Annotated in this window: 17 protein-coding genes; 6 read left to right on the top strand and 11 right to left on the bottom strand. The window is 62.7% G+C overall.

What is annotated here, in order from left to right; genetic code table 11:
- Nucleotides 1–3: 3 nt before the first annotated feature.
- Both Pan216_RS27645 and Pan216_RS27640 read right to left on the bottom strand, forming a co-directional pair.
- Nucleotides 4–2,472, bottom strand: coding sequence for an FG-GAP repeat domain-containing protein (locus Pan216_RS27645; RefSeq protein ID WP_145263402.1), 2,469 nt, complete (start codon nt 2,470–2,472; stop codon nt 4–6).
- Between the two features lie 438 nt (nt 2,473–2,910).
- A complete protein-coding gene (locus tag Pan216_RS27640) occupies nt 2,911–5,400 on the bottom strand; it encodes an FG-GAP repeat domain-containing protein (RefSeq protein ID WP_145263400.1) in 2,490 nt (829 codons plus the stop codon).
- A 244-nt stretch (nt 5,401–5,644) separates the two neighbouring features.
- On the opposite strand from Pan216_RS27640, the gene Pan216_RS27635 reads away from it, so the two are divergent.
- Nucleotides 5,645–7,432: a DUF8201 family protein gene (locus tag Pan216_RS27635; protein ID WP_145263398.1), complete on the top strand. Its 1,788-nt coding sequence runs from the start codon at nt 5,645–5,647 to the stop codon at nt 7,430–7,432.
- A 234-nt stretch (nt 7,433–7,666) separates the two neighbouring features.
- Here the strand turns inward: Pan216_RS27635 and Pan216_RS27630 are convergent, their stop codons facing one another.
- From Pan216_RS27630 to Pan216_RS27605, 6 genes are all read right to left on the bottom strand, one after another.
- On the bottom strand, nt 7,667–10,048 hold the full coding sequence (locus tag Pan216_RS27630; protein WP_145263396.1) for a YfhO family protein: 2,382 nt from the start codon (nt 10,046–10,048) through the stop codon (nt 7,667–7,669).
- Between the two features lie 75 nt (nt 10,049–10,123).
- The gene (locus tag Pan216_RS27625) at nt 10,124–10,891 is read right to left on the bottom strand and encodes a class I SAM-dependent methyltransferase (RefSeq protein ID WP_145263395.1); all 768 of its coding nucleotides are present in this window, start codon (nt 10,889–10,891) and stop codon (nt 10,124–10,126) included.
- Nucleotide 10,892: 1 nt separating this feature from the next.
- Nucleotides 10,893–11,897 carry a glycosyltransferase family 2 protein gene (locus tag Pan216_RS27620; protein ID WP_145263392.1) on the bottom strand — a complete coding sequence of 335 codons (1,005 nt, stop codon included), beginning with the start codon at nt 11,895–11,897 and terminating at the stop codon, nt 10,893–10,895.
- A gap of 38 nt (nt 11,898–11,935) precedes the next feature.
- Nucleotides 11,936–13,315, bottom strand: a complete 1,380-nt coding sequence (locus tag Pan216_RS27615; RefSeq protein ID WP_145263390.1) for a sigma-54-dependent transcriptional regulator — start codon at nt 13,313–13,315, stop codon at nt 11,936–11,938.
- A gap of 191 nt (nt 13,316–13,506) precedes the next feature.
- Nucleotides 13,507–15,063: a sensor histidine kinase gene (locus Pan216_RS27610; RefSeq protein WP_145263388.1), complete on the bottom strand. Its 1,557-nt coding sequence runs from the start codon at nt 15,061–15,063 to the stop codon at nt 13,507–13,509.
- A gap of 86 nt (nt 15,064–15,149) precedes the next feature.
- The gene (locus Pan216_RS27605; protein ID WP_145263386.1) at nt 15,150–15,347 is read right to left on the bottom strand and encodes a hypothetical protein; all 198 of its coding nucleotides are present in this window, start codon (nt 15,345–15,347) and stop codon (nt 15,150–15,152) included.
- Between the two features lie 359 nt (nt 15,348–15,706).
- On the opposite strand from Pan216_RS27605, the gene Pan216_RS27600 reads away from it, so the two are divergent.
- From Pan216_RS27600 to Pan216_RS27585, 4 genes are all read left to right on the top strand, one after another.
- A complete protein-coding gene (locus tag Pan216_RS27600; protein ID WP_145263384.1) occupies nt 15,707–16,063 on the top strand; it encodes a hypothetical protein in 357 nt (118 codons plus the stop codon).
- Between the two features lie 532 nt (nt 16,064–16,595).
- The gene (locus tag Pan216_RS27595) at nt 16,596–17,855 is read left to right on the top strand and encodes an HDOD domain-containing protein (protein WP_419193078.1); all 1,260 of its coding nucleotides are present in this window, start codon (nt 16,596–16,598) and stop codon (nt 17,853–17,855) included.
- Between the two features lie 34 nt (nt 17,856–17,889).
- Nucleotides 17,890–18,564: an HAD family hydrolase gene (locus tag Pan216_RS27590; protein WP_145263380.1), complete on the top strand. Its 675-nt coding sequence runs from the start codon at nt 17,890–17,892 to the stop codon at nt 18,562–18,564.
- 166 nt (nt 18,565–18,730) lie between these two features.
- Nucleotides 18,731–19,807 carry a mannose-1-phosphate guanylyltransferase gene (locus Pan216_RS27585; RefSeq protein ID WP_145263378.1) on the top strand — a complete coding sequence of 359 codons (1,077 nt, stop codon included), beginning with the start codon at nt 18,731–18,733 and terminating at the stop codon, nt 19,805–19,807.
- Between the two features lie 188 nt (nt 19,808–19,995).
- Here Pan216_RS27585 and Pan216_RS27580 read toward each other — a convergent pair whose 3' ends face one another.
- The 3 genes from Pan216_RS27580 to Pan216_RS27570 all read right to left on the bottom strand — a co-directional run bounded on the left by Pan216_RS27580 (nt 19,996) and on the right by Pan216_RS27570 (nt 23,700).
- Nucleotides 19,996–20,397, bottom strand: coding sequence for a hypothetical protein (locus Pan216_RS27580; protein WP_145263376.1), 402 nt, complete (start codon nt 20,395–20,397; stop codon nt 19,996–19,998).
- Between the two features lie 393 nt (nt 20,398–20,790).
- Complete coding sequence (locus Pan216_RS27575; protein ID WP_145263374.1) at nt 20,791–22,548, bottom strand: hypothetical protein; 1,758 nt, start codon at nt 22,546–22,548, stop codon at nt 20,791–20,793.
- A gap of 210 nt (nt 22,549–22,758) precedes the next feature.
- Nucleotides 22,759–23,700, bottom strand: coding sequence for a S1C family serine protease (locus Pan216_RS27570; RefSeq protein ID WP_145263372.1), 942 nt, complete (start codon nt 23,698–23,700; stop codon nt 22,759–22,761).
- Nucleotides 23,701–24,011: 311 nt separating this feature from the next.
- Here Pan216_RS27570 and Pan216_RS27565 point away from each other — a divergent pair, with 311 nt between their 5' ends.
- Entirely contained in the window at nt 24,012–26,453 is a 2,442-nt protein-coding gene (locus Pan216_RS27565; protein WP_145263370.1) for an FG-GAP repeat domain-containing protein, read from the top strand.
- The last annotated feature ends 246 nt before the right edge of the window (nt 26,454–26,699 follow it).

The raw sequence follows: 26,699 nt of genomic DNA, 5'->3' as shown, positions 1-26,699 counted from the left end.
CGGTCAGCGGACGGGTCTCTCCTTTCTGGTGGCGATCTCGATGAGGTCCGTGGGGACGCCCTGCTTCTTCACCTCGGGCATGATGCCGACGATGCGGTTGTCCTCAAGCAACGAGAACCAACCGTCTAGGAAGAGGCCGAGCTGATCGTGCCCCGCCCCGGACCAGTCGCCGGCGACGAGCGTGCTGCCCGGGACGCCGGCCGCTACCGTCGTGTCGACGCGCGGATCGTAGCGTCCGTCGCCGTTGGTGTCGACGATGGCCGAGGAGCCGCGAAGGACCCCGATGTCGTCGCGTCCGTCACCGTTCCAGTCCCCAGCGATCGGCCGATCGCTCGCCACGCCGTAGTAGACTTCGACGTACCCGTTCGGTGCTCCTACTTGGCGGAGGAAGAAGACGCCGTTGCGGAAGACTCCCACGTCGTCCTTGCCGTCCCCATCCCAATCCCCGATCACTGGATCGTCGCCTGGCTCGCCGAAACGAAGGGACAGTTCACTCTCGGCGTCGAACCGTCCGTTTCCGTTGAGGTCGAGCACGAAGGAACCCTCGCGGTAGACGCCCACATCGTCGATGCCGTCCCCGTCCCAGTCTCCGGTGACCGGCTTGTCGGAGGGAATTCCAAAGGCGACGACGCGATCGCATTCCGCGTCGTAGGCGCCGTCGCCGTCCGTATCGAGGGAGAAGAGCCCTTGCCGGAAGACGCCGATCTCGTGGCGCCCGTCCCCATTCCAATCACCGGCGAGCGGGATGTCTCGCTCGACGCCGTAGGTGAAGTGGCGACCTCGGGGCGTCGTCCAGAGGAGACTCTTCTCGACCGCGATCGACCAGTCGACTCCTGGAAGCGAGACGATGCCAAACCCGAAGGCCACCGGGTCGGCGAGGAACCGGTGGAAGTGTTCGTCGTCGGCGAGCTCCGGCAAGTTCTTCAGAGCCGGACTCAGGACGACCATGTTCGTCCCGCGATCCTCGAGGAGTTGCTTGAATCCGTCCTCGTTCTCGATCGGATCAATCCAGTAGAAGTGCCGACCGGCGAAGATCGCCAGTCCTCCCTCGGCGTCGAAGACGATTCCCGATTTCCGCGAGGTGACGAAGTCGAAGCTGCGTAGGTACGCGATCGCTTTGCGAACCGGTTGTCGGTAGGCGTCCGGGTGCAGTTCCGCGAAGGTGTGGCAACGCCGGGGATCCCAATGAGGATTCCGGCGCGGCTCCAGGCACCAGCCCGCTCCGACCAAAAGTACCGCGAGGGCGATCTGAACGGGCGCGGGAACTCGGTTCGGACGTCCCGAGAACGCGGCGGCCAACACCAGGCTTCCGACCAGGAGCAGCCCCGGAAAGAGATAGTGCACGCGTGGAAACAAAATCAGCGAGGCGGCCGACGTTGGAATGAGGATCACCACCGCGAGCCCCAAACCGATCAGCATGGGCGTTGCGGGGAGCCGGCCTCGGGCACTGGTGTAGAAGAGTCGCCCCGCTCCGAAGAGAGTCAGGCCGACGACGAGCGAGCCGATTAGGTAGCCGATCGCGCGGTACGGAAGGTCCATGTCCGGGTGGAGCAGCAGCATCGTTTGCGGAGCGAGCTTCGACAGGTTGTCGACGATGTGGGCGCTGAACGCCCCCGGGTTGGCCCAGAGACACCCGAGCACCGAGTCGGCGGAGCCGAAGTGCTCGGCCATGATCTCGGGGTGATTGAGCCACGGGTTCTTCGTCGAGCCGGTCCGCTTCACCCAGCTATACGAGAAGTGTTGACTGAACGCGAGGAACTTGCGGTTGGTCCGATCCTCGAATGGATTGCCCAGCGAGAGGACGAGCATCGGGATCGTGAACGCGAGCAGACCCACCCAAGGGGTCGCGGCGAGCACGTCCCGCCGATCGCGGAAGAGCTGGACGAGCAGACACAGCCCACCGAGTGACGCCACGATCAGGAAGCAGAGTCCGTACTCCGGACGGATGTAGTTGGCGATGAAGAGGCCTGTCGCGAGGATCACGAACCGCGCGGTCAGCGAGCGAACCAGCATCGCGAGGATCGCGAAACCGATCAGCATCGCCAGCGCGAAGTGCCCCACCCAGGGCCACGCGACGAAGACATTCGAGAAGATCATGACAAACGACACGAGGAAGGCGAGGAGCCGGCCGACCCCAAACATCCGCAAGAGAGCGAAGACGCTCGTTGTCAGCAGCGCGGTGATGAGCGTGTAGTTGAGCTGATAGAGGTCGAGTGTGTCGGGCGTGAAGGAGTGGAGGAACGAGTACCAACTCTGGTAGAAGGGAGCGTACTCCGGAGAGCGGAAACCCCAGAATCCGATCTGGGCACCATCGCGAAGGTAGTTCGCCTCGTCCCAGAGAGCGATGTCCCGAGCGGCGAAACCGGACTGCGTCCAAGGAATGGCCGTGAGCAGAAGCAACCCGACCATCACCAGGTCATAGGCGATGGAGGTGATTCGTCCCTCTGTCTGGGAGCCCGGCGTGTCGGCCATTGTCGATTTCTCCTAGCTTGCTATTCTCCCCGCGCGGCTGTCGAGCCCCGGATTCGTCGAGGTGGCCCAGGGCTATAGCCGCCCCGGAGTTCCGCGGCAATCCGAGTCCGTCCACCCAGGAGACCGCGTCTTCTCGTTCCCCCTCACTCCTGGGAGTTCTCTTCCGCTCCCCCTTGGCCGAGGGAACATTCTTCTGCTCCCCCTTGGCCAAGGGGGAGATAGAGGGGGTCTCTTCCTCCCGGCTTCGGGTAGCCTCGATTGCTTGCCAACCGACGTGGCGCAGCCACACGAGTCCCTTTGGAGACGGGAGCATCGGACGTTGGAAGGGCGCGTCCTCCGGGGTCTCTTGTTCGCTGCGCGAACCCAGATTGACGAGCAATCTGGACCACCCATGAGGAAAGCCGTCGCGCTTTGAACAAGAGAGCTGGACGGGCAAACTCAGCGGAGGGGCTCAACGTCGTCGCTGGCGAACCGAGCGGGAAGTTCGCGCAATCGCGGTGCCGTCTCCCAGCCGGGTCCAAAGAGTTGGGGATCCTCGATGAGCGAGAACCATCCGTTGACAAAGACCCCGAGCTGGTCGCGGCCGAGCCCGCTCCAATCGCCAGCGACGGGAATGCCCTCCGGGAAGCCCGTCGATACCACAGCGTCGCGCTCGAACTCGAAGACTCCGTCGCCGTTGGCGTCGAGGATGATGCGGTGACCGCGAAGAACGCCGAGGTCGTGGCGGCCATCCCCGTTCCAGTCGCCGACGAAGGGACGATCCCCCTTGGCACCGAAGATGACCGACCGCGGGCGCGAGTCCTTCCCCCGGCACAGGAGGTGGAAGACTCCGTCGCGGAAGACGCCGACGTCGTCCACACCATCGCCGTTCCAATCCCCCGACACGGGGAAATCGTCGGCGAGTCCGAAGGCGAGTTCTTCGTCGACAGCCGGGTCGAAGATCCCATCGCCGTTGACGTCGAGTGAAAAGATCCCGTCGAGAAAGAGCCCGACATCCTCGGTGCCGTCGCCGTTCCAGTCGCCGGGGACGGGTTGGTGGGCGTCCGATCCGATGCCGAGTTGCCGATCGCGTTCGCTCGAGAACGAAGCGTCGGCGTCCTGATCGAGCGTGAAGCTCCCCGCGCGAAAGACCCCCACTTCGTCTTTCCCGTCACCATTCCAATCGCCGGCGACGGGGCGATCGCCCGGGCCGCCGAAGTGGAATTGCCGGTTCGAACGCGTTGCCCAAAGGTGAGCTGTTTCGACCGCGAGCGACCAGTGGCTGTGGGGGATGGAGATCTCCGCGAAGCCGAAGGCGGATGGGTCGTTTGCGAATTCCTGGAAGGTTGCGTCGCCTGCGAAGCGAGATCGCTCCGTGAGAGATGGAGAGATCAAGACCATGTTCATCCGTCGCTCGTTGAGCAGGTCGGCAAAGTCGTCCGCTTTGTGCAGCGGGTTGATCCAATGGAAGTGCTCCCCAGCCACCAACGCGAGACCACCCTCGGCGTCGAGCAAACTCACGGGATGCTCGGGGCCGACCAGTTCGAAGCGTCTCAGTAGCGCGACGATCTCGCGGTGAATGTGGACTCGAGACTTCGTCGGCAGGGAGTTGATCGCGTCGCTGGGCATCGGTTCCCAGAGCGGGTTTCGTGTCGGATGAACGAGGTAGACCGACGCCGCGAGCACCACGAGCGTTCCGAGCTGGAGGCCTTTGGGAAGCGACACGCGTCGGTACCCCAAGACCGCGGCTGCCCCAAGGGACGTGACGACCACCAGCGCCGGAGCCAGGTAGTGGGGTCGCGGGTAGAGCAATAGCGCGGAGATCATCGTGGGTGTGAGGACTCCTGCCGCCATCGCGATCGCCGCTCCCCAGTGACCGGAACTCGATTCCGACGCGACGCGCGGCGTCTTGCGCGTCCACCAGATCGCGCCGGCAAACGCCAGCAAGAGGACTGCCGCCAAGCCCACCATCGCGGCTCTTGAGAGAGCGGCGTCGGGATGGAGTAGCGAGATCGTGTTCCCCGCGAGGTACGGCACGTTGTGAATGACGTGCGTGATGAACTCGACGGGGTTGGCGATCAGGCAGTCGAGCACGCCGTCGACGGGGCCGAACTGCTCTTCGAGAATCTCCTCGAACTCGAACCAAGGATTCCGATTCGCCCCGGTTCTCAAGATCCACTCGTGTCCGAAGTGCTGGCCGAACGCGACCAGCTTGCGGTTGGTTCGGTCCTCGAACGGGTGCCCCGCGAGGAGGAGAAGGTCCTGGCCGATGACCGCGAGTGGGATCGACCAGAGCAGCGACACGAGTACGAGGCGTCGATTGGAGCGAGCCTGAATTGCGAAGCTCACCGCGGAGGCGACGAGCAGGAGCAGGCACGAAAGGGAATACTCCGGGCGGATGTAACTCGCGACAAAGAAGCCGCACGCGAGGAAGAGCAAGCGTCCGGTCAGGGTCGCAATGGCGAAGGACGCCGTTGTCAGCAGCAGGACCATGGCCAGCGCGAAGAGAGCGACCCAGGGCCAGGCCACGAAGATGTTGGTGAGTTGCAGCGCGAAAGCGGTGACGAACGCGGGCAAAAGGCCGACGCCAAGACCCCGCATCAGGACGTAGACGGAGGCGATGACCAAGGTCACGATCGAGATGTAGTTGAGCCGACTGATGACCATCGGGTCGTCGCTCAGCAGGCTCAGCAAGTAGTACCAGCACTGATAGAGCGGAGCGTACTCCGGCGTCGACAGTCCCACTTGGGGAAGCTGCGTTCCCTCGTGGAGGTAGTTCGCCTCGTCCCAAAGACTGATGTCTCTCGCATCGTGACCCGTTCCGGCCCACCCCCAGGAAGCGATCGCCAAGAGCGCGACCGCGACGAGATCCCAACGAAGCGACGCTCGCCAGGTGGATGGTTGGGGCTTGTCATCGTCGGGCATGGGCCGCGCCTCGCGTTGGGTCATCAGGGACTGTCGTCGATGTCAGTTCCGGGATGCGGAAATCCCGTCGCTCCCGCTCGAACCGCGACGCTATATCGCTCGGCGTCGATCGCAACAATCCGGATTTCCGCGCGACGACACCGGGTGTGGTAAGTGTGTCGACTCGCTAACGTGTTGCTCGGGGGCGAGTTGCAGTCTCGTTGACAGGAAGGGGCCGGGGAGGTATCGACCGGGGAAGGCGCTCTCGTTTCAATCAGCCGGAGACCCCATGTTCTCGCTGCCTCTCCAGTCGCTACCTATTACGCTGTCAGTACTTGCGACGTGGCTTCTCTCCTTGGTCGTCATCGTTGGGATCGGTATGCTCGCGTCGCGCGTGCTTGGCGTGCGACACGATGGTCTCGAGGGTGGGCTCCGCGCGTTCTGGATAGGTTGGGCGACGCTCATCACGCTGCTGATGACGTGGCACTACGTGTTGCCCGTCGATGCGCGAGCGACCGACGCGGTCATCGGCTTGGGCGTGTTGGGTTGGTTCATCGCGGTGTTGGATCGTCATCCGAAAAGGCTCGTCTCGCGTCGAAGTCTTCGGGGCATGCCGCGGCATCCGATCTTCTTCGCGGGTGTCGGCGTCTGTGCGGGTTGGATATTGCTCACGGCCGCGAACGTCGCGCTCGGCCCGCCGTGGATGTATGACACCGGGCTCTATCACATTGGCGCGGTTCGTTGGTCGATGCAGTATCCGCTCGTCCCCGGACTGGGGAATCTAATGGCCCAGCTCGCGTTCAACAACAGTAGCTTCCTCGTCGCCGCGCTCCTTGGAAGTGTTCCCCCCTGGCAGGAGATCAGCTACCACGTCGCTAACGGCGTGATCCTGTTGCCGGTGGTGCTGCGCTGGGCGGTCTCGCTCTTCCGGGTGCTAGCTCGCCCCAAGCGAACGTCACTTGTCGATGGCTACTTCCTCGCGCTGACGCCGTGGATTTATGTCTGCGCCATCTCGCACGAGGTGCGCAGTTTCTCGACCGACTACGTGACCTCGCTGCTTGCCGTCGCGCTGGCGGGAGAGGTCTTGGGCATGTTCGGACGGCGTCTCTCCCAGCCCTCTCTCTATTCGCGGACAGTCGTGATCGTGGCGCTTGCGGCGGTCCTCGTGACGACCAAGGCGAGCGGGATCATCTTTGGCACGGCGGCGGCACTGATCGCGGGGATCTACTATCTGCGGCGAACTCGCGCGTTTCGGGCGAAGGACCTCATCGCGATCGGTTTGCTCCCCACCCTGATGGCGGTTCTGTGGGTGGGACGAAACATCGTGCTGAGCGGCTATCTGCTCTTCCCCGTCCCGTCGCTCGGCTTGCCGGTCGACTGGCGCGTCCCGCGCGCGGAGGTGCAGGCGCTGGCCGACATCATCAAGTCGTGGGCCCGGACGCCGGGCACCTTCCACACGCAATCGGTACTGGGCAACTGGAGCTGGGTGGCCGGGTGGGCGGAGCGCCTTTGGCTCGGTGAAGGTCGCTTCCATCTGGTGCTTCCGCTGGCGCTCGCCGCGGCGTTGGTGCCGGTCTGCCTCGTGCTCCGGCCGTGGCGACGCGCTCGGGGATGGTGGCCGATCGCCTTCTGCCTCGCGCCCCTGGTGGGGATCGGATTCTGGTTCTCGTCGGCGCCGGAGGTTCGGCTCGTTGGTTCACTTCCCTGGATTGTCGCGGCGGTCGCGATCGCGATCCTGCCACTCGGTCGTCGGCGATGGGTTCGGTTGATGACAGTGGGAAGCCTACTCGTGGTGGTGACCATTTCGGGTTGGCCGAGGGAGTTCCACGCGAGCACGTCGCTCGAGTCGACCCCATCACCGATGATCCGGGGAATGCTCACCGATGGCGGAGTGGTGATCTACACGCCGAGGTTGACCGACCAGTGCTGGGACTTGCCCTTGCCGGCGGCGCCGGTGGTTCGCCCGAAGCTCGCGATGCGTGAACCGGGGCGCCTCGAGTGTGGGTTCCGCAACATGGCCGAGTTCGAGTCGCTTACCCGAATCGCCGCCGAGCGCGCCGCGACCAACCGCCGATAGCGCGACATTTCTCTCAGCCTGGAGTGGCCATCGGTAGGTGGCCGTTCGGCGACTCGCTGGGTGCCATGTCCATGCCAGCGTGGGCATGTGGGTGTTGCCACGAACCCAGTAGAGCGATGCCGCTTGCCGGTCGAGAACGCTGTCGCAATGTTGAGTTGTGTCGGTGGTTGTCGCTGGCTGGCAAGCGGTCATTGACATTCGAGAAGCTCAACGCACGGGATAGTCAGGTTCCGTCTATTGTGATGACATGGCGTCGTCATTCTGCTCCGTCCAGCCAGACATTCCGACCGACAAGAGGAGGAGCCCGACGACCATCAACGCGGCGAGCGAGACGATCGCGCCTACGCGGGTAGTGCTCGACCGGTAGGCGAAGACGACCTGGTGGTCGCCGGCGGGAACGGGGACGCCGCGCATCGTGTGATTGACGCGTTCGATCGTCACCGGGGCGCCATCGACGGCGGCTTGCCATCCGGGGTAGTCGGCATCGCTGAGGATCAGGATCGACGCCGATCGCGAAGAGGTAGCGATTGTCACGCGGGTCGTGGTCTCCGCAACGACCGTCGCCGTCGCCTCCGGGTCGGGCGCCCCCAACTCCAGTTCGAGAGGGGACGCCAATAGCGCGGTCTTCCGGGGATCGAAAGGGTCGCCGTCGGGGAAGTGCCCCGTCTGTAGGGTGGCGAGCGTACCCTCCTCGCACGGCTCGCGCGCCTCTTGCACCAGCCAACAGCGCGGGCAGGCACGCTTATTCTCGAAGACGACGAACTTGTCGGTGCGGGCGACCTCGGCCAATCGGTCCGAGGTCAGCGAGGACGCGAGCACGGTGGCGTAGCGCTGGCACTGAGAAGTCGACAGCAGCAGGTAGCGGCAAGCGAGGACGTCGAGCACCCTGCTCTCGTCGCCGAGATTCGACTCGACGGCATCCCAATGTTTGGTCATCTCGAGCAGCGTTCTGGGTGCCAGCGGGTTGTCACCGGTTGCGATCGGGATGCGGTGAAGGCGCGCGTACTGGCCCGCCAACAACTCGGGGGTTCCGGTGGCGGGCTGGAAACTGAACGCCCGCTGGTTGGTGCTGGCTAGGTGCTCGCGAAGTGTCAGTAGAGTGTCGCTAGGTGTGAGGAGGACCGCCGGGGCGCTGCGTGGGCGCCACTCGCAAAACCAACCGAACGTCCCCAGGTCGAGGACGACCGTCGCGATCAGGAGCCCCGACCAGATGGCCGAGCACCGGCGCGACCAGCCGATCAGCACGGCGACTCCCAAGGCCGCGGCGAGCAGCGGGCCGCCGAGCGCCGGGTTGAGCCAGGGAAACAAACGGACGTCGTGCCCGGCGACGATCGGCATCTTTCCCGAACCGGTCCGGTGGAGATAGGTCAGCGCGAAGTAGCCGTAGGTGATGAAGAGAACGAATGCGAGCCCGGTCCCCGCGAGGATTGCGAGCTGGCGCCGCTTCTTCTGGGGCAGCCGCGCGAGCGCGTCGAGGCCGAGTCCTGAGAGAACCGCCAGCCCGAGTGACATCTCGAGGAAATGCCGTCCCGGGCACCGGAACCAGTTGTAGCCGGGGATGCGAAAGAGGAACACCGACAAGGGTTCGACATCGCTGCCGAAAGTCATCAACAACGCGACCAGGGCCACCGCGGCCCAGAACCAGGTGAGGGCTCGGAAGCGACTGGCGTGGAGAGCGATGCCCGCGAGCGCCCAGGTGAGCAAGCCGGCAAAACCGATCACCTCGACGTAGCTTTCGTATTCGCCAAAGGAGGGCTGCGTCGCCCCCGAGGCGGGATTCCAAAATCCGCCATAGAGATAGGGAAACAGGACGCGCGGCCACTCGCGCAACCGCAGGTTGAAGATGTCGTAGAAGTCGTACGTCATCGCGGCCCGGCTCGAGAACCGTGTCAGTTCGAGCATCGGAAGCAGCAAGATCGCGCCCAGAGCGACACCGAGTAGGACCGCGAAGGCGCAGGCGGAGAGGTAGCGAATTGGTCCCGAGCTGGCGTCCCACGAACGAACCAGCGCGTAGAGGCCGCCGAGCCCCATGGCGTAGATGAAAATTTGCGGATGCCCGGCGACGAGGCAGAGGCCAATCGCGAGCGCCGTCAGCGCGATCCAAGCGGGCCGGAGGCGATCGCGCAACGACTCGAGGCCGAGCAGGATCAGCGGTGGCCACGCGGCGGCGTGGATCATCGACGGGTGGCCCAGGTGGGAGACCATGAAGCCGCCGAGCCCATAGACCAGTCCGGCCAGGAACGCGGGCAGCGCGGCGGCTGTCACCTTCTTGACATACGCGTACATGCCGAGACTCGCCACGACATAGGCGGCGATGACGAACCCGTTCCAGGATCCGGTCAGGCGGAAGAGTTGTAGGATCGGGTACCACGTCATGTTCTGGGGATCGGCCGCGATCGGGAACCCGCACCAGTTGGCGTTCGACCACAGGCCCGTGGGAGCGAGGAAGGCGGGGAGGAAGAAGAGGCCGCCGTCGCCGGGGGCGAGCAGCCGTCCGCTCAGTAGGACGGGGGAGAAGAACGCCGCCGCGATCGCGACGTAGCCGATGGCCGCGAGGAGGCTTATGCCGGCGCGGCGCCCCTCGGGCCGCTTGGGGTGATCGGTTGCCGCATCCACGAGTGACGACTCCTTGTCACTGGCGTGCCGCCTACGCTCTCGTGGGCAAGGCACCCGGCTTGTGTCAACAGCCTGCTAGATCGCTTGGACCGCCGCGCCGCGTTCCCGCCGGCGGGCGACAGCGATCAGCGAAAGACCGGCAGGCATCGTCATGCGGGGAAGAAGGCGCGATTCGAAGGAAAAGATGGTCGCGAGCATTCGGTTGACCGGCCTCGGAGGGATCGAGAGATCCCCTTTCCCGCGGGAGACGCCGAACCACCTCTCCTTGAGGCGAATCATCGCGGCGGGTGGGAACAGGAGCGAATTGTAGTACGAGAAGAGTTCCAGCTCGACATCGAGGTCGGCGAAGAGTTGGCGGAACTGATTGCGGGCGTAGCGCCGGTAGTGGTGATGTTGCTCGTCGCGGGGCGAATAGAGCCACTGATAAGCCGGAACGGTACAGAGGAGAATGCCGCCGGGAACGAGAAGGTTCAAGGCGCTGCGTGTCGACGCGGCGTCGTGCTCGACATGTTCGAGCACGTCGGTCATCACGACGATGTCGAAACTCTCGGGGGCGAAGGGAATCTTGTCGGGCAGGCGGCCCTCGCGAACGCGCTCGCCGAGCCGGCGTCGGGCGAACTCCAGAGCGACGGGGGAGGCGTCCATGCCGTGAACGTCATGCGCGATCGCCCACGCGGCCAAGTTGGCGCCGCAGCCGCAGCCGAGTTCGCAGATCCGCTTGGGGCCCGAGCCGTCGATATTCGCATAGCGCTTGATCAACGAGGTGACGATCCGACGTCTTCCGAGAAACCACCAATGGGTCTCCTCGGTGCGCCACATCTCCTCGTACAAACTGACATCCATCCTAAGATCCCTCGTGACGTTCTCTCGGATCCCACTGCTCGGCGAGGAAGTAGAGGGGCCGACGTCTGACCTCGACGTAGATCCGTCCGATGTACTCGCCGAGAATGCCGAGCGTCAGGAGCTGCACTCCCGAAAGCAGGAACATGGCGATCACCTGGAACGCGTACCCCGGAATGCCGATCCCGAAGATGAGTTTCTCGGCGAAGACGACCAGTCCTCCGGTGAAGCTGAGGAGGGTGACGATCATCCCCAGGGTGTTGATCCAGCGTAGCGGTTCGCTGCTCATGCCGCAAATGGCGTCGAAAGCCAAGCGAAGCCTTTTGAAGAAGCTGTACTTGGTCGCCCCGGCGAGCCGCGCGTCGCGGTGGTAGTTGACCGAGGTTTGGCGATAGCCGGTCCAAGCGATCATGCCGCGAACGAAGCGGTTGCGTTCTGGTAGTTGGTTGAAGGCCTCGACGACGGAGCGGTCCATGAGCCGAAAGTCGCCCGTGTCGAGAGGGACCTCGACCTCCGAGACGCGCGAGAGGAGCCGGTAGAAGAGGTAGCTCGTCGCCTTGGTCAGAAGAGTCTCGCCATCCCGTTTGGTGCGTTGGCCGACGATCAGGTCATAGCCCTCGCGCCAGCGCTCGAGCATTTCGTGAATGACCTCGGGAGGGTCCTGGAGATCGGCGTCGATGATGACGACCGTTTGGCCGTTGGCGCGCTCGAGCCCGCAACTGGTGGCCGACTCATGGCCGAAGTTTCGTGAGAACGAGTAGTAGCCGACTTTGGGATCGCGCTCGGCGAGCTGGCGCATGATCTGGGCGGAGCGATCGCGGCTGCCGTCGTTGATGAAGATGATCTCGTAGCCGTCCTCGAGATCGGCGAAGACCTCGGTGAGACGTTGGTGCAGCGCCTCGAGACAGTCTTCTTCATTGAAGACGGGGACGACGATCGAGAGCAGCGGGCGATTCGGATCGCGCTGACGCTTCGTCGTCGGTTGGTCGGATGCCGTGTTGGAGTGCATGCCTCATCGCGCCTCGTCGCTGCGTCGGCCCGCGGATCTCAGCCGGCGAGGGAATTGGTTTCGTTGATGAGATTGAGTTTGTTGTAGAGGGTCTTGAGGCTGATGCCGAGTTGCTTGGCGGTCTCGGGCTTGTTGCCTTCGTTCTGGTCGAGCACGCGGACGATGTACTGCATTTCCAGTTCGTGCAGACTGAGCGTTTGGCTGGCGGGCGGAAAGATCGAGTTCGACGCCGCGCCTCTCAAGTGACCGGGCAGGTGATCGGGGCCGATCGGTTCGCCGCCGGAGACGATGTAGGCGTACTCCATGACATTGGCGAGTTCGCGGACGTTGCCCGGCCAGGTGTAGGTCTTGAGCGCGTCGATCGCCTCGGGGGTCAAGAGCCCCGAGATGTCCTTGCCCTTGGCCGCCCGCATAAGCAAGTGTTCGGCGAGGGTCGCGATGTCGTCGGGCCGCTCACGCAAACCGGGCAACTCGATCTCGAAGGTGTTGATCCGGAAGTAGAGGTCCTCGCGGAAGTCGTCGTCGGCGACCATGTCACGCAGGCCACGGTTGGTCGCGCACAAGACGCGGACATCGACGCGGAATGGCTCGTTTTCTCCGACGCGGCGCACTTCGCCCGACTCAAGAAAACGGAGGAGTTTGGCCTGCATCGATTTCGGCAATTCGCCGACTTCATCGAGAAAGAGCGTCCCGCCGTTGGCGACTTCGAAGAGCCCCTTGCGGTTCTGGTCGGCGCCCGTGAAAGCCCCCTTGCGATGGCCGAAGAGTTCGCTCTCGACGAGATGTTCGGGCAACGCGCCGCAGTTGACCGGAACGAACGGCATCGAGGAGCGCTGGCTCTGCTCGTGCAGCGTCCGGGCGACGACCTCCTTGCCCGTCCCGGTCTCCCCGAGCACCAAGACGGTCGAGTCGGTCGGCGCGACCTTCGCGATGATGTCCGCGACACGCTGCATCGGCTTGGAGCCGCCGACGAGCCTCGGCTGGCCCTCGGCGGTTCGCAACCGGTTCTCCAGGGCGATGGTCTTATTGAGCAGGGCCCGCTTCTCGGCGACGCGATGGAGCACCGCTTCGAGTTCGGCCATCTTGCACGGCTTGGTCAGGTAGTCGAAGGCGTGATAGCGCAGCGACTCGACCGCGGTCTCGACGGTCGCGTGTCCGGTGAGGAGGACGACCTCGGTCTCGGGAGCGACTTCCTTGATTCGTTTGAGGACCTCGATGCCGCTAAGCCCTGGCATGCGGATGTCGAGCAGCGCGACGTCGAAGCTCGCTTTCTCGATCACGTCGAGGGCGCAGCGGCCGTCGTCGCAGACGGTGACGTCGTGACCGAGTCGAGGTAGCTCCAGGCGCATCAACTCACGCAACGGCTTTTCATCGTCCGCAAAGAGAATCCGCAGCTTCGTGCAATCCGCCGTTGCCATTGAGGCCCCTCGTCCAAACGCTACCGAAACAGATCGTTGCTCGCGACGATGATCGAGCGATCGTCATCCGCAAGCGCCTAGTTGTCGCTCTCGATGCTGGCGGGACGTGGCCCACCAGAAAGTTTCCGTCTCTCGTGGTGGATCAAGACCCACCCTACGTCTACCCCAGAAGTCCTGTCGGCCGCCCCGAACTAGGCGGCGTGTGCTCTGATCTTCTCGCCGAGATGAATCGTGAAGGTGCTTCCATGGCCCGGACCATCGCTCGATGCGTCGAGCGTGCCGCCATGCTGGCTGATGATCAGATGGCTGATCGAAAGCCCGAGCCCCGTTCCCTTGCCCGAGCGATTCCGCGTGAAGAACGGCTCGAAGAGGTTCTCACGCACTTCCTCGGTCATGCCACAGCCATTGTCGGTGACCCGGATGACGACCGAGTCCTCCTCGCGGCAGGTGACGACGCGGACCACCCCCTGCTCGTCGACACTCTCGAGGGCGTTGACGACCAGGTTGAGCAGCACTTGCTTGAGCTCTTGCGGATTGACGCGAGCCATGACGATGTCTTCGGGCTCGAAGACGATCTGCTTGTCGACCGCCCGGCCGAGGTGCTGCACCATCTCGATGACGTTGCGAATGAGCGAGACGAGATCGGTTTCGACTCGTTCGGGCTCCCCGACGCGCGAGAAGTCGAGCAGTTTCTCGGTGATCGCCTTACAGCGGAAGGCCTCTTGTTGGATCATGCCGAGATAGTTCTCGACGACGTCAGCGTTCTCTCCGTCGGCGGGGAGAATTTGCTTGAGCCGTGCCTCGAGGGCCTCACCACAAAAGGCGATGCTCGCCAGTGGGTTGTTGATCTCGTGCGCGACCCCGGCCGCGAGGAAGCCGACGCTGGCGAGCCGCTCGGAGCGGATGAGCTGGCGGCTGCGTTCGCGGACCTTGTCGTTGAGTTCCTCGTAAACGTTTTGGAGCCGGTCGGCCATGTTGTTGAACGACTCGCCGAGTTCTTGCATTTCGTCGCCGGTTTCGAGGCGGACGCGGAAGTCGAACTTGCCCTCGGCCAGTTTGGTGACGCCGCGATGCAGCTCGCGAATCGGATGGAAGATCGCACGATAGCCCAGCCAGACAAGGACGACCAGCATGACCAAGACGAGCACCGTCGTGCTATAGACGACGGCGAGACTCGCGCGGTAGTTGTTGCGGTCGGTCTCGACGTGACGGGTGACCTCTTGATGGATGACGCCGCGCAGGTCGACGAGCGTGTTGATCAGCTTGGCGATGACGTCGCGTTCGTTGCCCAGGTACCAGATCGGTCTTGGGGTGTTGACCTCGACGGTCGGTTTCTTGCCGCTGACGGAGTCTCGCAACTCGGCGAGATAGCCACGCATTTTCTGAAGCATGGCGACTTGTTTTTCGGTCTCCGCCTTGGAGAAGGAATAGGCGGCGGCGTGCTTGAGGCCGTCGTCGTACTTCTCGAGCATGCGTTCGATGCGCTCGAGCCGTTCCAGCTTCTCTTTTCGGGCGAGATCCTGATCGAGTCCGGAAACGGTTTCCCCGCTCGGGAAGTTCAGGCCGCTTACCGCCAACTCGAGATAGCCGAGCACCGCCAGTTGCTGATGCTGGTAGTTGAACACCTTGTTGGTTCGGCGATACGAGTAGAGGCCGTAGAAGGAGCCAATGGAGAGCAAGGTGGTCATGCCGGCTACCAGGATCAACCCGGCGGCGAGCTTTTGCCGAATGCGCCACCGAAACTTCACCGCATGACCTCCTTGTCTTGCAGCCCGATCCCTGTTGATCGGGCTCCGCGCGAACCGTTCGACGTGCTCAGCGCAGTGACGTCCTGTCACGGCGTCGAGGGCGTGATAACAAGGTCCGAATAATTAACAAACCCCTTTTGGGTGCGGAATTCTCTCGCCGTCAAAAACACGCGGCGGCGAATGATCCACGCCTTCAGCGTCAATCGACCGACAGTCGCGTCGATCTCCGGGAACGCTACCGCTGGAGGCTCGGACGAATCGGCACAATTCTTCGCATCGGCCATCGCGACCGGGATCATTGAGTCCTGGAAAAAGAATGGCTCGCTCGAGCCGCCGGGGCCGCGCCGGCGCTTTCGTGCCTCTTTGACCACTGATCTGGGCGCGGAAGTGACGCGAGCGGATGGAAGAATAGGGGTCTCCGAGCGAACTTGGTGGTCCAGATAGGTTGAAAACGGGAGAGACTGGGGGGATCTTGCGGCTTGGTGGGTCCCGAATCGAAGAAGAATCGACAACATCGCCGCCGATTCGTCGCAATCGATTCTTCTACCTCTTAGGATGAGAGGACGTGCGCGGATTCAACCGGTCAATGGCATTGGCCGGATTTCGCGACACCGAACGAGACAACCAGGGAGAGGATCGCACCATGAAGGTTCGCAACGTGCTGTTGGGTGTCATCGCCGCCGGGACGATTTGGTTCGCCTCCGCGTCGAGCGCTCAAGCTCAAGTGGTGGTCAGCTACTACACCCCCGCCGTGCCCGTGGTGGCTCCAGCTCCGATGGTCGCGGCGCCGGTCGTTGCCGCTCCCGTCGTTTCCTACTATACGCCTCCGATCGTCGCGGCTCCCGTGGTGTCGTACTACGAGCCGGCGGTGGTCGCCGCGCCGGCGCCGGTCGTGAGCTACTACGCCCCGCCCGCGGTTTCCTACTACCCCGCAACGGTTCGCCGTGGACTCTTCGGCAAGACGATCGTGAAGACGCCTTTCTATAAGGTTAAATACTAAAAGAGGTTGTGGCCTAGTGCACTGGTCCAACTAGCTTTCGGGGTGCCACAGGCTGCTTGTCAGCCAGTGGCAAAGGGTTAGGGTTGCACGAACACCAGCGTCAAGTTGGAGAAGAGCACTCGTCGGCGCCGGCCCAATCGTTAACATCGCGTCCCTGTCCGAGTTTTCGGGCAGGGTTTTTCATTTCTTGGGCCATCGTCGTATGGCGTGGGTCATGCGGACCTCAATTGTGAAGTTGTCGTCTACGGACTTCAGAATCAGACATTTCTAGTAGCACAGGAACCAAGCCCTGACCTAAACTTGGGTGATGGGGGCGTTGGGAAGACTAGCGGCGATGACGGCAACTCTCCCATCGTCCGCTTGCTAGGCACAAGTGTCCGTTTCGGAACGCGTTGTCATGCCCACGGCTCACCCAAACACCGTAGATCCTGCCGCCCTGGAAATGGTCGAGCGGATCGACCAGATCCCTCCCTCCTCCCAACTGTTGGTCAAGTGTTCGTCCTACTTTGGAGAGGGCGACCATGGAATTCCCATGCAGCAGCTCGCTGCCGACGTTGCGCTCGATCCGCGTGCCACCGCCGATGTCTTGCGCCTGGTCAACAGCGCCGCATTCGGAATGTCGCGCGAGATTCTCAACGTCGCCGAGGGGGTGAAGCTTCTCGGGACGAAACGGACGATTTGCACTGTCATTTCGGCCTGCATGGCTCAGTTTCAGCAGATGCTGAAGTCGAGGACCGGAGGAAAAGAGGTCAACTGGTCAAATCGCCGGGGAGTCTTGATCGCCAGTGCCACCGCGACCTTCGCGGACCGCATGAGTGATGTCTGTCCCGACGCCGCCTACGCGCTCGGACTTCTGCAAGATTTTGGCATCCTCGCCCTGATGCGTGTGGAGGGATCCCGCTACATCCGTCTGCTCAACCGCTTTCGGGCCAGCAAGACCTCTCGGCTTGAGGTGCTGGAAAAGGAGGAGTTTGACCTGAATCATGCCGATATCGGGGCGGCGTTGCTTCAGCACTGGGGGTTGCCCGAGACCATGGTCGGGCTCGTCATGCGTCACCACGATCCCCTTCCCGAGGAGACAATCACTGTCGAGCAGAAGTTCCTGCATCTGATGAACATCGGCGAGGCGTTGGCCAACTGGCGTGACCATTCGGTCCCCGAGCGCTACGAGCGTTTTCGGCAGTCGCTGGGAAGCGCTGCCGCCGTGCCGGTGGAAGACATCAAGGACTGCATCGCGGAGATAGCTCACCGAGCGGAGGAGGCCAACCGGCTCTTTCGGATTCCGCAGCCCGATCCCCAAGAGTTGAGCGAATTGGCTCACGGTTTGGCCACCAAGATCACCGAAGGGGCGGAAGGGCGACCGGCCGTCGAGACGGAGACCCCTTCGTTTTCCCTGAACGATGTTCGCCAACGGGTTCAGATTCTCGTCGTCGACGACGATTCGTCAACCATTGCGTTGACCAAGCATTTTCTCGGCAAGGCGGGGATGGAGGCTCGGCCCTGCTCGACGGCGCGCGAGGCGCTTCAGCTAGCTCCCGAGTGTCATGCAGCCCTCGTCGATGTCCATTTGTCCGATGGAGCTAGCGGCGTCGACATTGCCAAAGAACTGAGGCAGGGCGGGTTTACCAGGCCGCTGATCATGATCTCCGCCGATCGGCGTCGCTCCACCGTGGTCGCGTGCGCGGTCGCGGGGGCCAATGACTACGTGACCAAACCCTTCACGTTCGACACGCTCGTCCCAAAGGTCTCCTCGCTGGTGAGCGCGCATCTGGGGCACCCGGCGCGGAGCTGATGTCCCGACGACCCGTCTCCATACAACGAAAGACATGGACGCTACCTCCGAACCCATCGTCATTCCGGCCGGTGTCATCTTCGACATGGACGGGACCATTGCCGACACGTGGCAGCATCATTTCGAAGCCTATCGCGAACTCGGGCGACGGTTTGGGCAAGAGCTTTCCGAGGAGGCGTTTCAGCGACTCTTCGGCACGGCCAGCAGTAGCGTCGTGACCCTTCTCGCGGGAGACGACCTTACCGAGGAGCAGATCGCTGGTCTCGCCGCGGAGAAGGAAGTTCTCTATCGGCGACTCGTTGAGGACGACCTGCGACTGACCAAGGGCGTGCGTCGTCTGATCGCGTGCTTGCGAGGTCATGGGTGTCGGCTCGCGATCGCGTCGTCGGCCCCACGCGACAATGTGGCCCAGGTGCTGCGCCTCGCGGGAATTCAGGATGACTTCGACGTGATCCTCGGCGAAGAGGACGTGTCGGTGACGAAGCCCGATCCGGAGATATTTCTCAAGTCGTTGCAAAAGCTTGGGTTGGGCGCCGACGAGTGTTGGGTGATTGAGGATTCTCTCCACGGAATCCGAGCGGCCAAGGCGGCGGGCATCTTCTGCGTGGCGCTGACGACGACCCACAATATCGACGAGCTTGGAGAAGCCGACCTCGTGGTCGATCGCCCGGCCGATCTTCTCGAGCGCCTTGACGTCGCGCCGGGCTGATCGCGTTGCCGTCAAAGTCATCCTCGGCGGCTCCGCTTGTTTCCCTTCCCGAGATCGCCTGAACCAGCGATATTCGTCTTGCTCGGAATTCGCGGTTGCTTCACTTTCGTAGCGCCGGCGCCTTCGCGCTGGGCCTTCAAACCGGGAACCAAGGGAGAATGCGAGCATGTTACATGCGTTGATCATGGCGGGCGGGAGCGGCACGCGTTTCTGGCCGCTGAGCCGACAACGCTTGCCCAAGCAGTTCTTGAAGTTGCACGGAGAGCGGAGTCTGATCCAGCAGGCCCACGACCGAATCGCCGGATTGGTGGGCGAAGAGCGTCTGCTCATCCTGACCAATCAGGTGCAAGTGCCCAAGACGCGCGAGCAGCTCCCCGAGCTGCCCTCGGGGGCCGTCATCGGAGAACCCTGTGGTCGCGACACCGCCCCCTGCATCGCCCTAGGGGCGGCACTGATCGCCAAGAGCGATCCGGATGCCAACATGGTCGTTCTGGCCGCGGATCACCTCATCGAGCCACCCGAACGCTTCCATGACGCGATCGAGACGGCCAACAAGTTCGTCGACGACGATCCCCAAACACTGGTGACCTTCGGCATCCCGCCGACATTCCCCTCCACCGGCTACGGCTATCTTCAGCGCGACGAGCCGCTCGCGTCGGGCGACATCAATGTCTTCCAATTGAAGTCCTTTCACGAGAAGCCGGACGCCGAGACCGCCAAGTCCTTCGTCGACAGCGGGACGTACTATTGGAACTCGGGAATCTTCTGTTGGCGGGCGAGCACCATTCTCTCGGAGATTCGCCGTTGCGCCCCCGAGATTGGCGATGGCATCGATCGCATTGTCGCGGCCTGGGACAGCGACGAGTGTGAGAAAGTCTTCGCGGCGGAATTCGAGGCCCTTCCCAAGATCTCGATCGATTACGCGGTAATGGAGAAGGCCCCGAAAGTCGCGATGGTCGAGGTCCCCTTCCAGTGGGACGACGTTGGCAGCTGGGGGGCGCTCGAACGCGTCAATGAGATCAACGACGAAGGAAATGTCGTCCTTGGGCGACATGTCGGTCTCGACACGTCCGGCTGCATCATCGTCGGCGATGAGGACCATGTCGTCAGCACCATCGGCGTTCGCGATTTGATTATCGTGCAGACGCCCGATGGGACGCTGGTTGCCGACAAGGCCCACGAACAGGACGTCAAGAGATTGCTCGAACAGCTCAAAGAGCGTGGATTGAACCAGTACCTGTAGGTCGCACGCCGACCCACGAGGGGAAGGAATCGTTCGTCCGTAGAGGCAGGTCAACCAGCGTCGATTCCAGTTAGACAACCCCTCCGGGGTTGGTTTCTCCGTTCGGTGGGTACCCAGGGTGCGCGAAGCGCGACCCTGGGCTTCAACAGAGAACGGCGTTGCCGTTCGGATAGGGAAGACATCACCATTCAGGGAGAGACACGTCGCCGTTCGGAAAGAGTCGTCGCCGTTCGGAAAGTGTCGTCGCCGTTCGGAAAGAGTCGTCGCCGTTCGGAAAGTGTCGTCGCCGTTCGGAAAGTGTCGTCGCCGTTCGGAAAGTGTTCGGGAAAGTGTCGTCGCCGTTCGGAAAGTGTCGTCGCCGTTCGGAAAGTGTCGTCGCCGTTCGGAAAGTGTCGTCGCCGTTCGGAAAGTGTCGTCGCCGTTCGGAAAGTGTCGTCGCCGTTCGGAAAGTGTCGTCGCCGTTCGGAAAGTGTCGTCGCCGTTCGGAAAGTGTCGTCGCCGTTCGGAAAGTGTCGTCGCCGTTCGGAAAGTGTCGTCGCCGTTCGAACGCGGCGTTGCCGTTCAGGAAAGCGAATGACGTTGGGGTTCAACGAGAGATTGTGGTGTCGCGGCTCGAGGCGAAAGACCGAGTCTTTTGTCCCTATGCCGAAGGCATTGACTAATGGAGCCCAGGGTCGCGCTTCGCGCACCCTGGGAAAGGATGATCCACAGTCCCCAAACCCTGAAAGGGTTTTCTAGGGGACCTGCCTGCATAGGTTCCGGAACAACGCCCCGGTCCGTGGAGACTCGGACTCGGGCCAGCTGGGTCTTGCTCGAACAAAGACCGATGAACAAACAAAGGGCCGGGAACGCTGAGACGCGTTTCTCCGGCCCTTGGTCGTTTGATCACCTCTCACTGGCTGAAAATCAACCAGCGGCCCGTTGACGATTGAGGACGGACAGGCCCCTCGCTCCACCGACGTGGCGCGAGCGAGCCGGCATCACTAGCGCAGTTGGAACTGCATGAAGTAGATGCCCTTGTCGTCCATGATGCCGTAGCTGCCGGTCGGGCTGCTCAGGTACTTCTTGACGGCGTCGAACTCGGGAAGGTTTGAACCGTTGAGGGCTTGGATCAAGCCGCCGACGTACTCGTTGACGTCGTCGTCCGCTTGGGCCGCCTGCGTGAGGACCTGGGCGAACTTGCCCGACTTGAGCATCTGCCAGACCGCCCGCTGTTGGACCTCGGTCTGCGAGTAGGTGATGATGCTCGTCTCGGCGGGGAACTTGCTGGCGACGCGTTGGTAGCCGGGCGTCTCCGCCAGACCGGCTTCGCCGTCAAAGTTCAGCACCATGTCGAGCACCTCGACGAAGGTCGCGACCATGAAGTGGGTCTTGGTCACGGTCAGGCCGAGCATGCCAACGGGAGGAGCTTGGTCCGGGGGCATTTGAGCGGCCAAGACGTCGCCGAGCGGGAAGGTGTAGACGTCGTAGCCCTTGACGGTCTTCTTTTGGAAGCCGGCGACAACGCCCAACTGTCCCATGATGCGATCGAAGAAGGCCTTGAAGCGGCCCGCATCGTCAAGCTGCCAAGCGATGAGGAAGCGCTGAACCGGCAGGTTGTCGCGTTCGGTCAGGTCGCTGATCGCGGTGATGCGGTTGCCCAACGGGCCGATGATGTCGTTCTTGAGGCTGATCGGATTTTGCGGATCGAGCTGGGACAGGGCCCGGTCGACCTGCGCCATCGCTCCGGGCTGGAAGCCGTTGACGAGTTGCGTCAGCGTGTTGTAGAAGCCGTCGACATCCCAGTTGAGCGACGTGTAGGTCACGATCGACGCGGGAACCCATGGCTCGGGCTTGAGCGGCTTGGCCGGCATGCGGAAGAGATCCAGCAACAACGACTGGCCCTGAACCAAGACCATGAGCTGCGAGGTGAACTCGTAGTCGTCGTAGGCGATCTTGCCGCTGACACCCGCGGCCTGGAAGGCGTTGAGTCCGAGCATGCCGCTGATGACTTGGGCTTGCGGGCCACCCGACTGCAGTGCGAAGCTGATGATCTTGGCGAGATCGACGAAGACCTCGACGTCACCGATGCCGCCCGAACGAGAGCGGAACTGGCGGAAGCGGGCGTTGTCGGCCAAGGAACCGCGCATCCCCTCGCTGAGGGCTTGAAGCGTCTCCTTGAGAGCGGCCGGATCGTTGGCGAACGCAAGGACCGAGCCCCGCAGCGCCATGCAGAGTTGCTCACGCTCCTTGGGAGCCCCCTTGCTGAAGATGGTGATGTCGCCCATCTCCTGCTTGGTGAGCCCTTGCCCCTCCAGGGCGGTCTTCAAGCGGCCGACGAGGCCTTCCACCTTCGTCTCGTTCCCCGCGACGTCGGCGAGGAAGTAGACGAACGGAGGCTTCTGCGGATCGGTCGGATCGAGCCGCAGCGCGAAGGCCATCTGCCCGGACGGCAGAGCGAGGACTTCGGGGACGTCGACACCGACTTGCTCTTCCACCTTCGCGAAGATCTTGCCGACCTCGGCGGTGATGGCCGCCTTGAACCGCGCCATCGCGGGATCGTTCCAGAGCTTCCAGACGTTGGTCTGGGTGAAGCTGCCCTTGAGCTTGCTGACGCTCGGAACGTTCGCGTAGACGATGCAATCGTCGGGCAACGCGCTCTCGAAGGGGACGGCCTTGGCGACGCTGGCCCAGGAGAGGGCGATGAGCGCCGCGGCAACCGCCCCTTTGGTTGCTCGGCTCGTTCTGGCAATGAGATTCACACGTGGCTCCTTGTCTACACTGCGACGGTCGGCCGACCCAACCCAGGCCGTACCCTACGTCCCGACGCAACGAACTCTACAGCGAAGTACCCGCCGACACCCCATCGGGTTTCCCTATGCCGGTCGGCTTCGTGTTCTACCTTCGACGCGGGCCCATCGACCCGCCGTCGGTATCCACTAGACGCGGGCCCATTGACCCGCCGTCGGTGCCTACTTCGACGCGGGCTTTTCGAACCGGCGTCTTCGGGGCGGATCCAAATAGCGGTAGCCCGTGTTGGGCTGATCCTTGTTGAACGAAAAGGCCTCGCGATGCCGTAAGAAGTCCTTCAGGTAGTTCACGGGAATCGCGAAGCCGAGCCCCTCGCCGAGCGGCACCTTCATGTTGATCACGCCGATCACTTGACCGCGGGTGTTGAAGAGGGGGCCGCCGCTATTGCCGGGATTGATTTGCGCGTTCGTCTGCAAGTAGACCTGGCCGCTGAAGCTGCGATGGACGTTGCTGATGGTTCCGTCGGTCACCGTCCGCGAGAGCCCCAGCGGAGCTCCGATCACGAAAACCTCCTCGCCAGGACGTAGTTCGTCGGAAAAGCCGAGGAAGACGTGCTTGAAGACGATGTCTTTTCGGGTGGGGACCTTGATCAGCGCCAGGTCGAAGAAGGGGTTGAGGGCGACGATCTCGACGTCGCCGATCGACTTCTCCGTGAACGATTGGCCCGACTTCTGGAAAATATCGACCGTGATTCGGCTCTCTTTCTCCACGACATGGTAATTGGTCACGCAGTGACCGTCATCGTCGATGAAGAACCCCGAGCCGGTCCCGCTGGGGGTTTTGACCACGACCACCGCCTCGCCGAAGCGTTTGACGAGGTCCTTGATCGGGGCGGGAGGTAAGTCGGCGGTGGCGAAGAGGTGTCCCGAATCGCCGTAGCGATGCGAGGCGACCGACATCGCTTTTACGGGCGAATCGCCGCTGGAACGGCGGACGACGTCGGCCGTCGGAATGACAATGACGTCCGACCCGAGATCGACGACGATCTCGTCGGCTCGTTCCTTGAGCACTTCCCCGACCACCGCGGTTCCCGACCGCAATTCGATTCGCTCGTAGTCCGCGGCGACCGCGGCCAACGCCAGCATGGTGGCACCCAGCAGCATCACTGCTCCTTTCTCCTCATCATGAGTCGCAAGGGGATGGGGCGGTGCGCGACGCCACCCTTGTCCGGCTCATTTTTAGCACTTCCCTCGCACCGGTCCAACTAGATTCCCTTCTGGCAACGGCTTGGGACGAATTGACGTCACCTCGGGGTGACCGCGACGTGACCAACCCTCGGAAATCCGTCCGAGCACAACCACAAATGTCTCTTGGCCCATGACCGACGCCCTGCGTAAGCTAGGGAGGTTACTAGCATCGTTGAAAGAGGACGACTCCCGTCAAAGGGAATTTCCAGAAACCAGGTGCCCAATCGATGGAACGTTTTGTTGGCTTCGCGATCGTGGCGTTGTTCGTCTCCACTCTTCAGGCGGCCGCTCCGACCTCCGAGGGGGATTCGCCACCCATCCGCGATTACTCGCTCAAGGACGACTACGGCTTTCTTTCCCCAGAGATTTACAAGCTCGATCCACGCATCAAGAACCTGCTGCTGCGGGATATCGACGGCGATGGCAAGCTCGACATCATCGTCATCAACAATCAGAAGAACCGCATCGACGTCCTCAAACAGCGCCCCGACGGCAAGCCAATCCCGACGGCCGACCCCTTCGAGGTCAACGATATCCCCAATGACGCACGCCTCGAACACGTCAAGCTGACACAAAACAAGACCATCGCCTCCCTGACCGTTGGCGACGTCAACAATGACGGTCGGGCCGACCTGGTCTACCTTGCCGATCCTTCCGGCCTCTATGTGGAGTACCAGAACAAGGACGGCAGCTTCGGCCGCCGGCGACACTTCGACATCTCGGACGCTCAGCGTTCGGTATGGGCTCTCGACCTCGGCGATCTCAACGGCGACGGGCTGACCGACATCGCGTTTCTCGGCCGGAACAACCTCTACGTCGCCTACCAGGGAGCCGACGGACGCCTGAAGGAGCCGGTTCGCTATCGGCTCGACGAGGGATCGATGAGCCTCGTCCGCGTCTTGGATCTCGACCAGGATGGCCTCAACGACATCGTCTACCTGAGCGACGATTCGCAGTTTCCCGTTCGGGTTCGCTTCCAGCGGAAGAGCCATCGGCTCGGCCCGGAGCGTCGCTTCGAAATCGACGAGCCGCGCGGGGTTTCCTACGCCGACCTCGACGGCAAGCCCGGTCTCGAGATGCTGATGATCAGTGCCCTTTCGGATCGCTTCCTCGTCTATTCGCTCGGCGATGCCGCCGAGGAGGAGGAATCCCCGACCAGCCAGATGGTCGTTTTCCCCTTCGCGCGATCGGGCGGTAGCCCGCAAGTCGACCTCGTCGTCGCGGATGTCACCGCCGACGCGAAGAAGGATGTCGTCGTCTGCGACGCGAGCGCCGCTCGACTGCTGCTCTATCGGCAGGACGACCAGGAGGGACTCGATCTGGGCAGCGAGTATCCGAGCCTGATCGGGACCTCCCTGCTCCGCTCGCTCTCGTTGGGCGATGGCCCCGAGACGATCCTCTCGCTGAGCGAACGCGAACGAGCGATCGGACAGAGCCGCTTCGACGGCCGACGCATCACCTTCCCGTCGCTACTGGGCACGAAGGACGTGCCGCTGACGATGGCGGTGCTCGGTTCGGGGATGGAGGCGCGGCTCGTCTATCTCGCCCAGGTCCGGGATGAAAAGGCATCGAAGGACAGCTTTGTCCTTCGCAAGCTCAAGCCGACCAAGGATGGCGACTCGATTCGTTGGGAGTCCGATAAGTTTGGCGACAAGGAAGAGCAGAAACTCGACATGTCGGGCAAGCCGTACGATTCCCGCGCCGTCGACGTCAACGCCGACGGACATCTCGACCTGATGTTCTTCTATCTCTTCCAGTCGCCGCAGATTTACCTCGGCAACGAGAAGGGAACCTACACGAAGGCTCCCGACTCGACCGGCGGTGCTCTCGGAACGATCTCTCCGGCGGCGGTCTACTACGGCAAGCTCGCCGGCGACGACCCGGTCTTCCTCGTCGCTCAGAGCAACTTCGCCCGGAGCCTCAAGCTAAAGAACGGCCGTTGGGAGGTACTCGACCAGTACAACGCGACCGAGGGGTCCGCCAAGGTGATTGGCGTCCACGCGATCGATCTGGACGGCGACGGCGACCGCGAACTGGCGATGTACGATCGCTCCTCGCAATCGCTGGTCTTCCTCAAGGCCGACAATGGCCTCTTCCGCCGTTGGCGCACGCTGAAGGTCGGCGCCTTCGCCCTTCGCGGGATGGAAGTCGCCGACCTGGATGGCGACAATCGCGGGGACTTGCTTCTGTTTGATTCGGAGAAGATGGGGATCAGCTTCGTCGGCAAGCGCGATCGGGTGTTTAAGGAGATCGCCAGCTACGAGTCGAACATCCCCGACGGCCAGCTCTTCGACATGATTCCGGGCGACCTCAACGCCAACGGCAAGACCGACGTGTTGTTGCTCGAGCCATCACGCCATCACCTGGAGATCCTCGCGGTCGGCCCCGATGTCGACCTGAAGCGTGCCCAGCGTTGGCAGGTCTTCGAGGAGAAGACCTTCCGTAGTGGAGCCTTTTCCGGTGGCGGGCTCGAGCCGCGCGAAGTGGTGATCGGCGATGTCAACAGCGACGGTCGGGAAGATATCGTCCTGGTGACGCACGACCGAATCCTGATCTATATCCAAGATCCGGGCGAGCCGAAGGTCGACGAGCAAGCCGGCGCGAAGAAGTCATCCAACGGCGACGACACGAAGAAGAAAGCCGACGCGAAGAAGCCGCTGACGAACTAACAGCCCGTTGATCTATTCGCAGCGGGCTGCGAACTGCTCTCTTGACCAATCTCGGCGCTGGAAGACCTCGACGAATCTAAGGGTTCGCCTGCGCTATTCCTGCTTGATCTTGGCCAGCATGGCTCGTTCTCGCCTTGGCCCGCTTAAATCAACGGACTACTAAGTCGCCAGCGAGGAGCCCCAACAACGCGTCTTGGCGATGGCGAGTGCATGCTGAAGGCATGCAACAGCAAAGCCCAACGTCGC

It is taken from the genome of Kolteria novifilia (assembly GCA_007748055.1).
In the GTDB taxonomy this organism is placed as follows: domain Bacteria; phylum Planctomycetota; class Planctomycetia; order Kolteriales; family Kolteriaceae; genus Kolteria; species Kolteria novifilia.
Note: the sequence above shows the minus strand (reverse complement) of the source record. Positions and strands in the feature narration are given on the sequence as shown.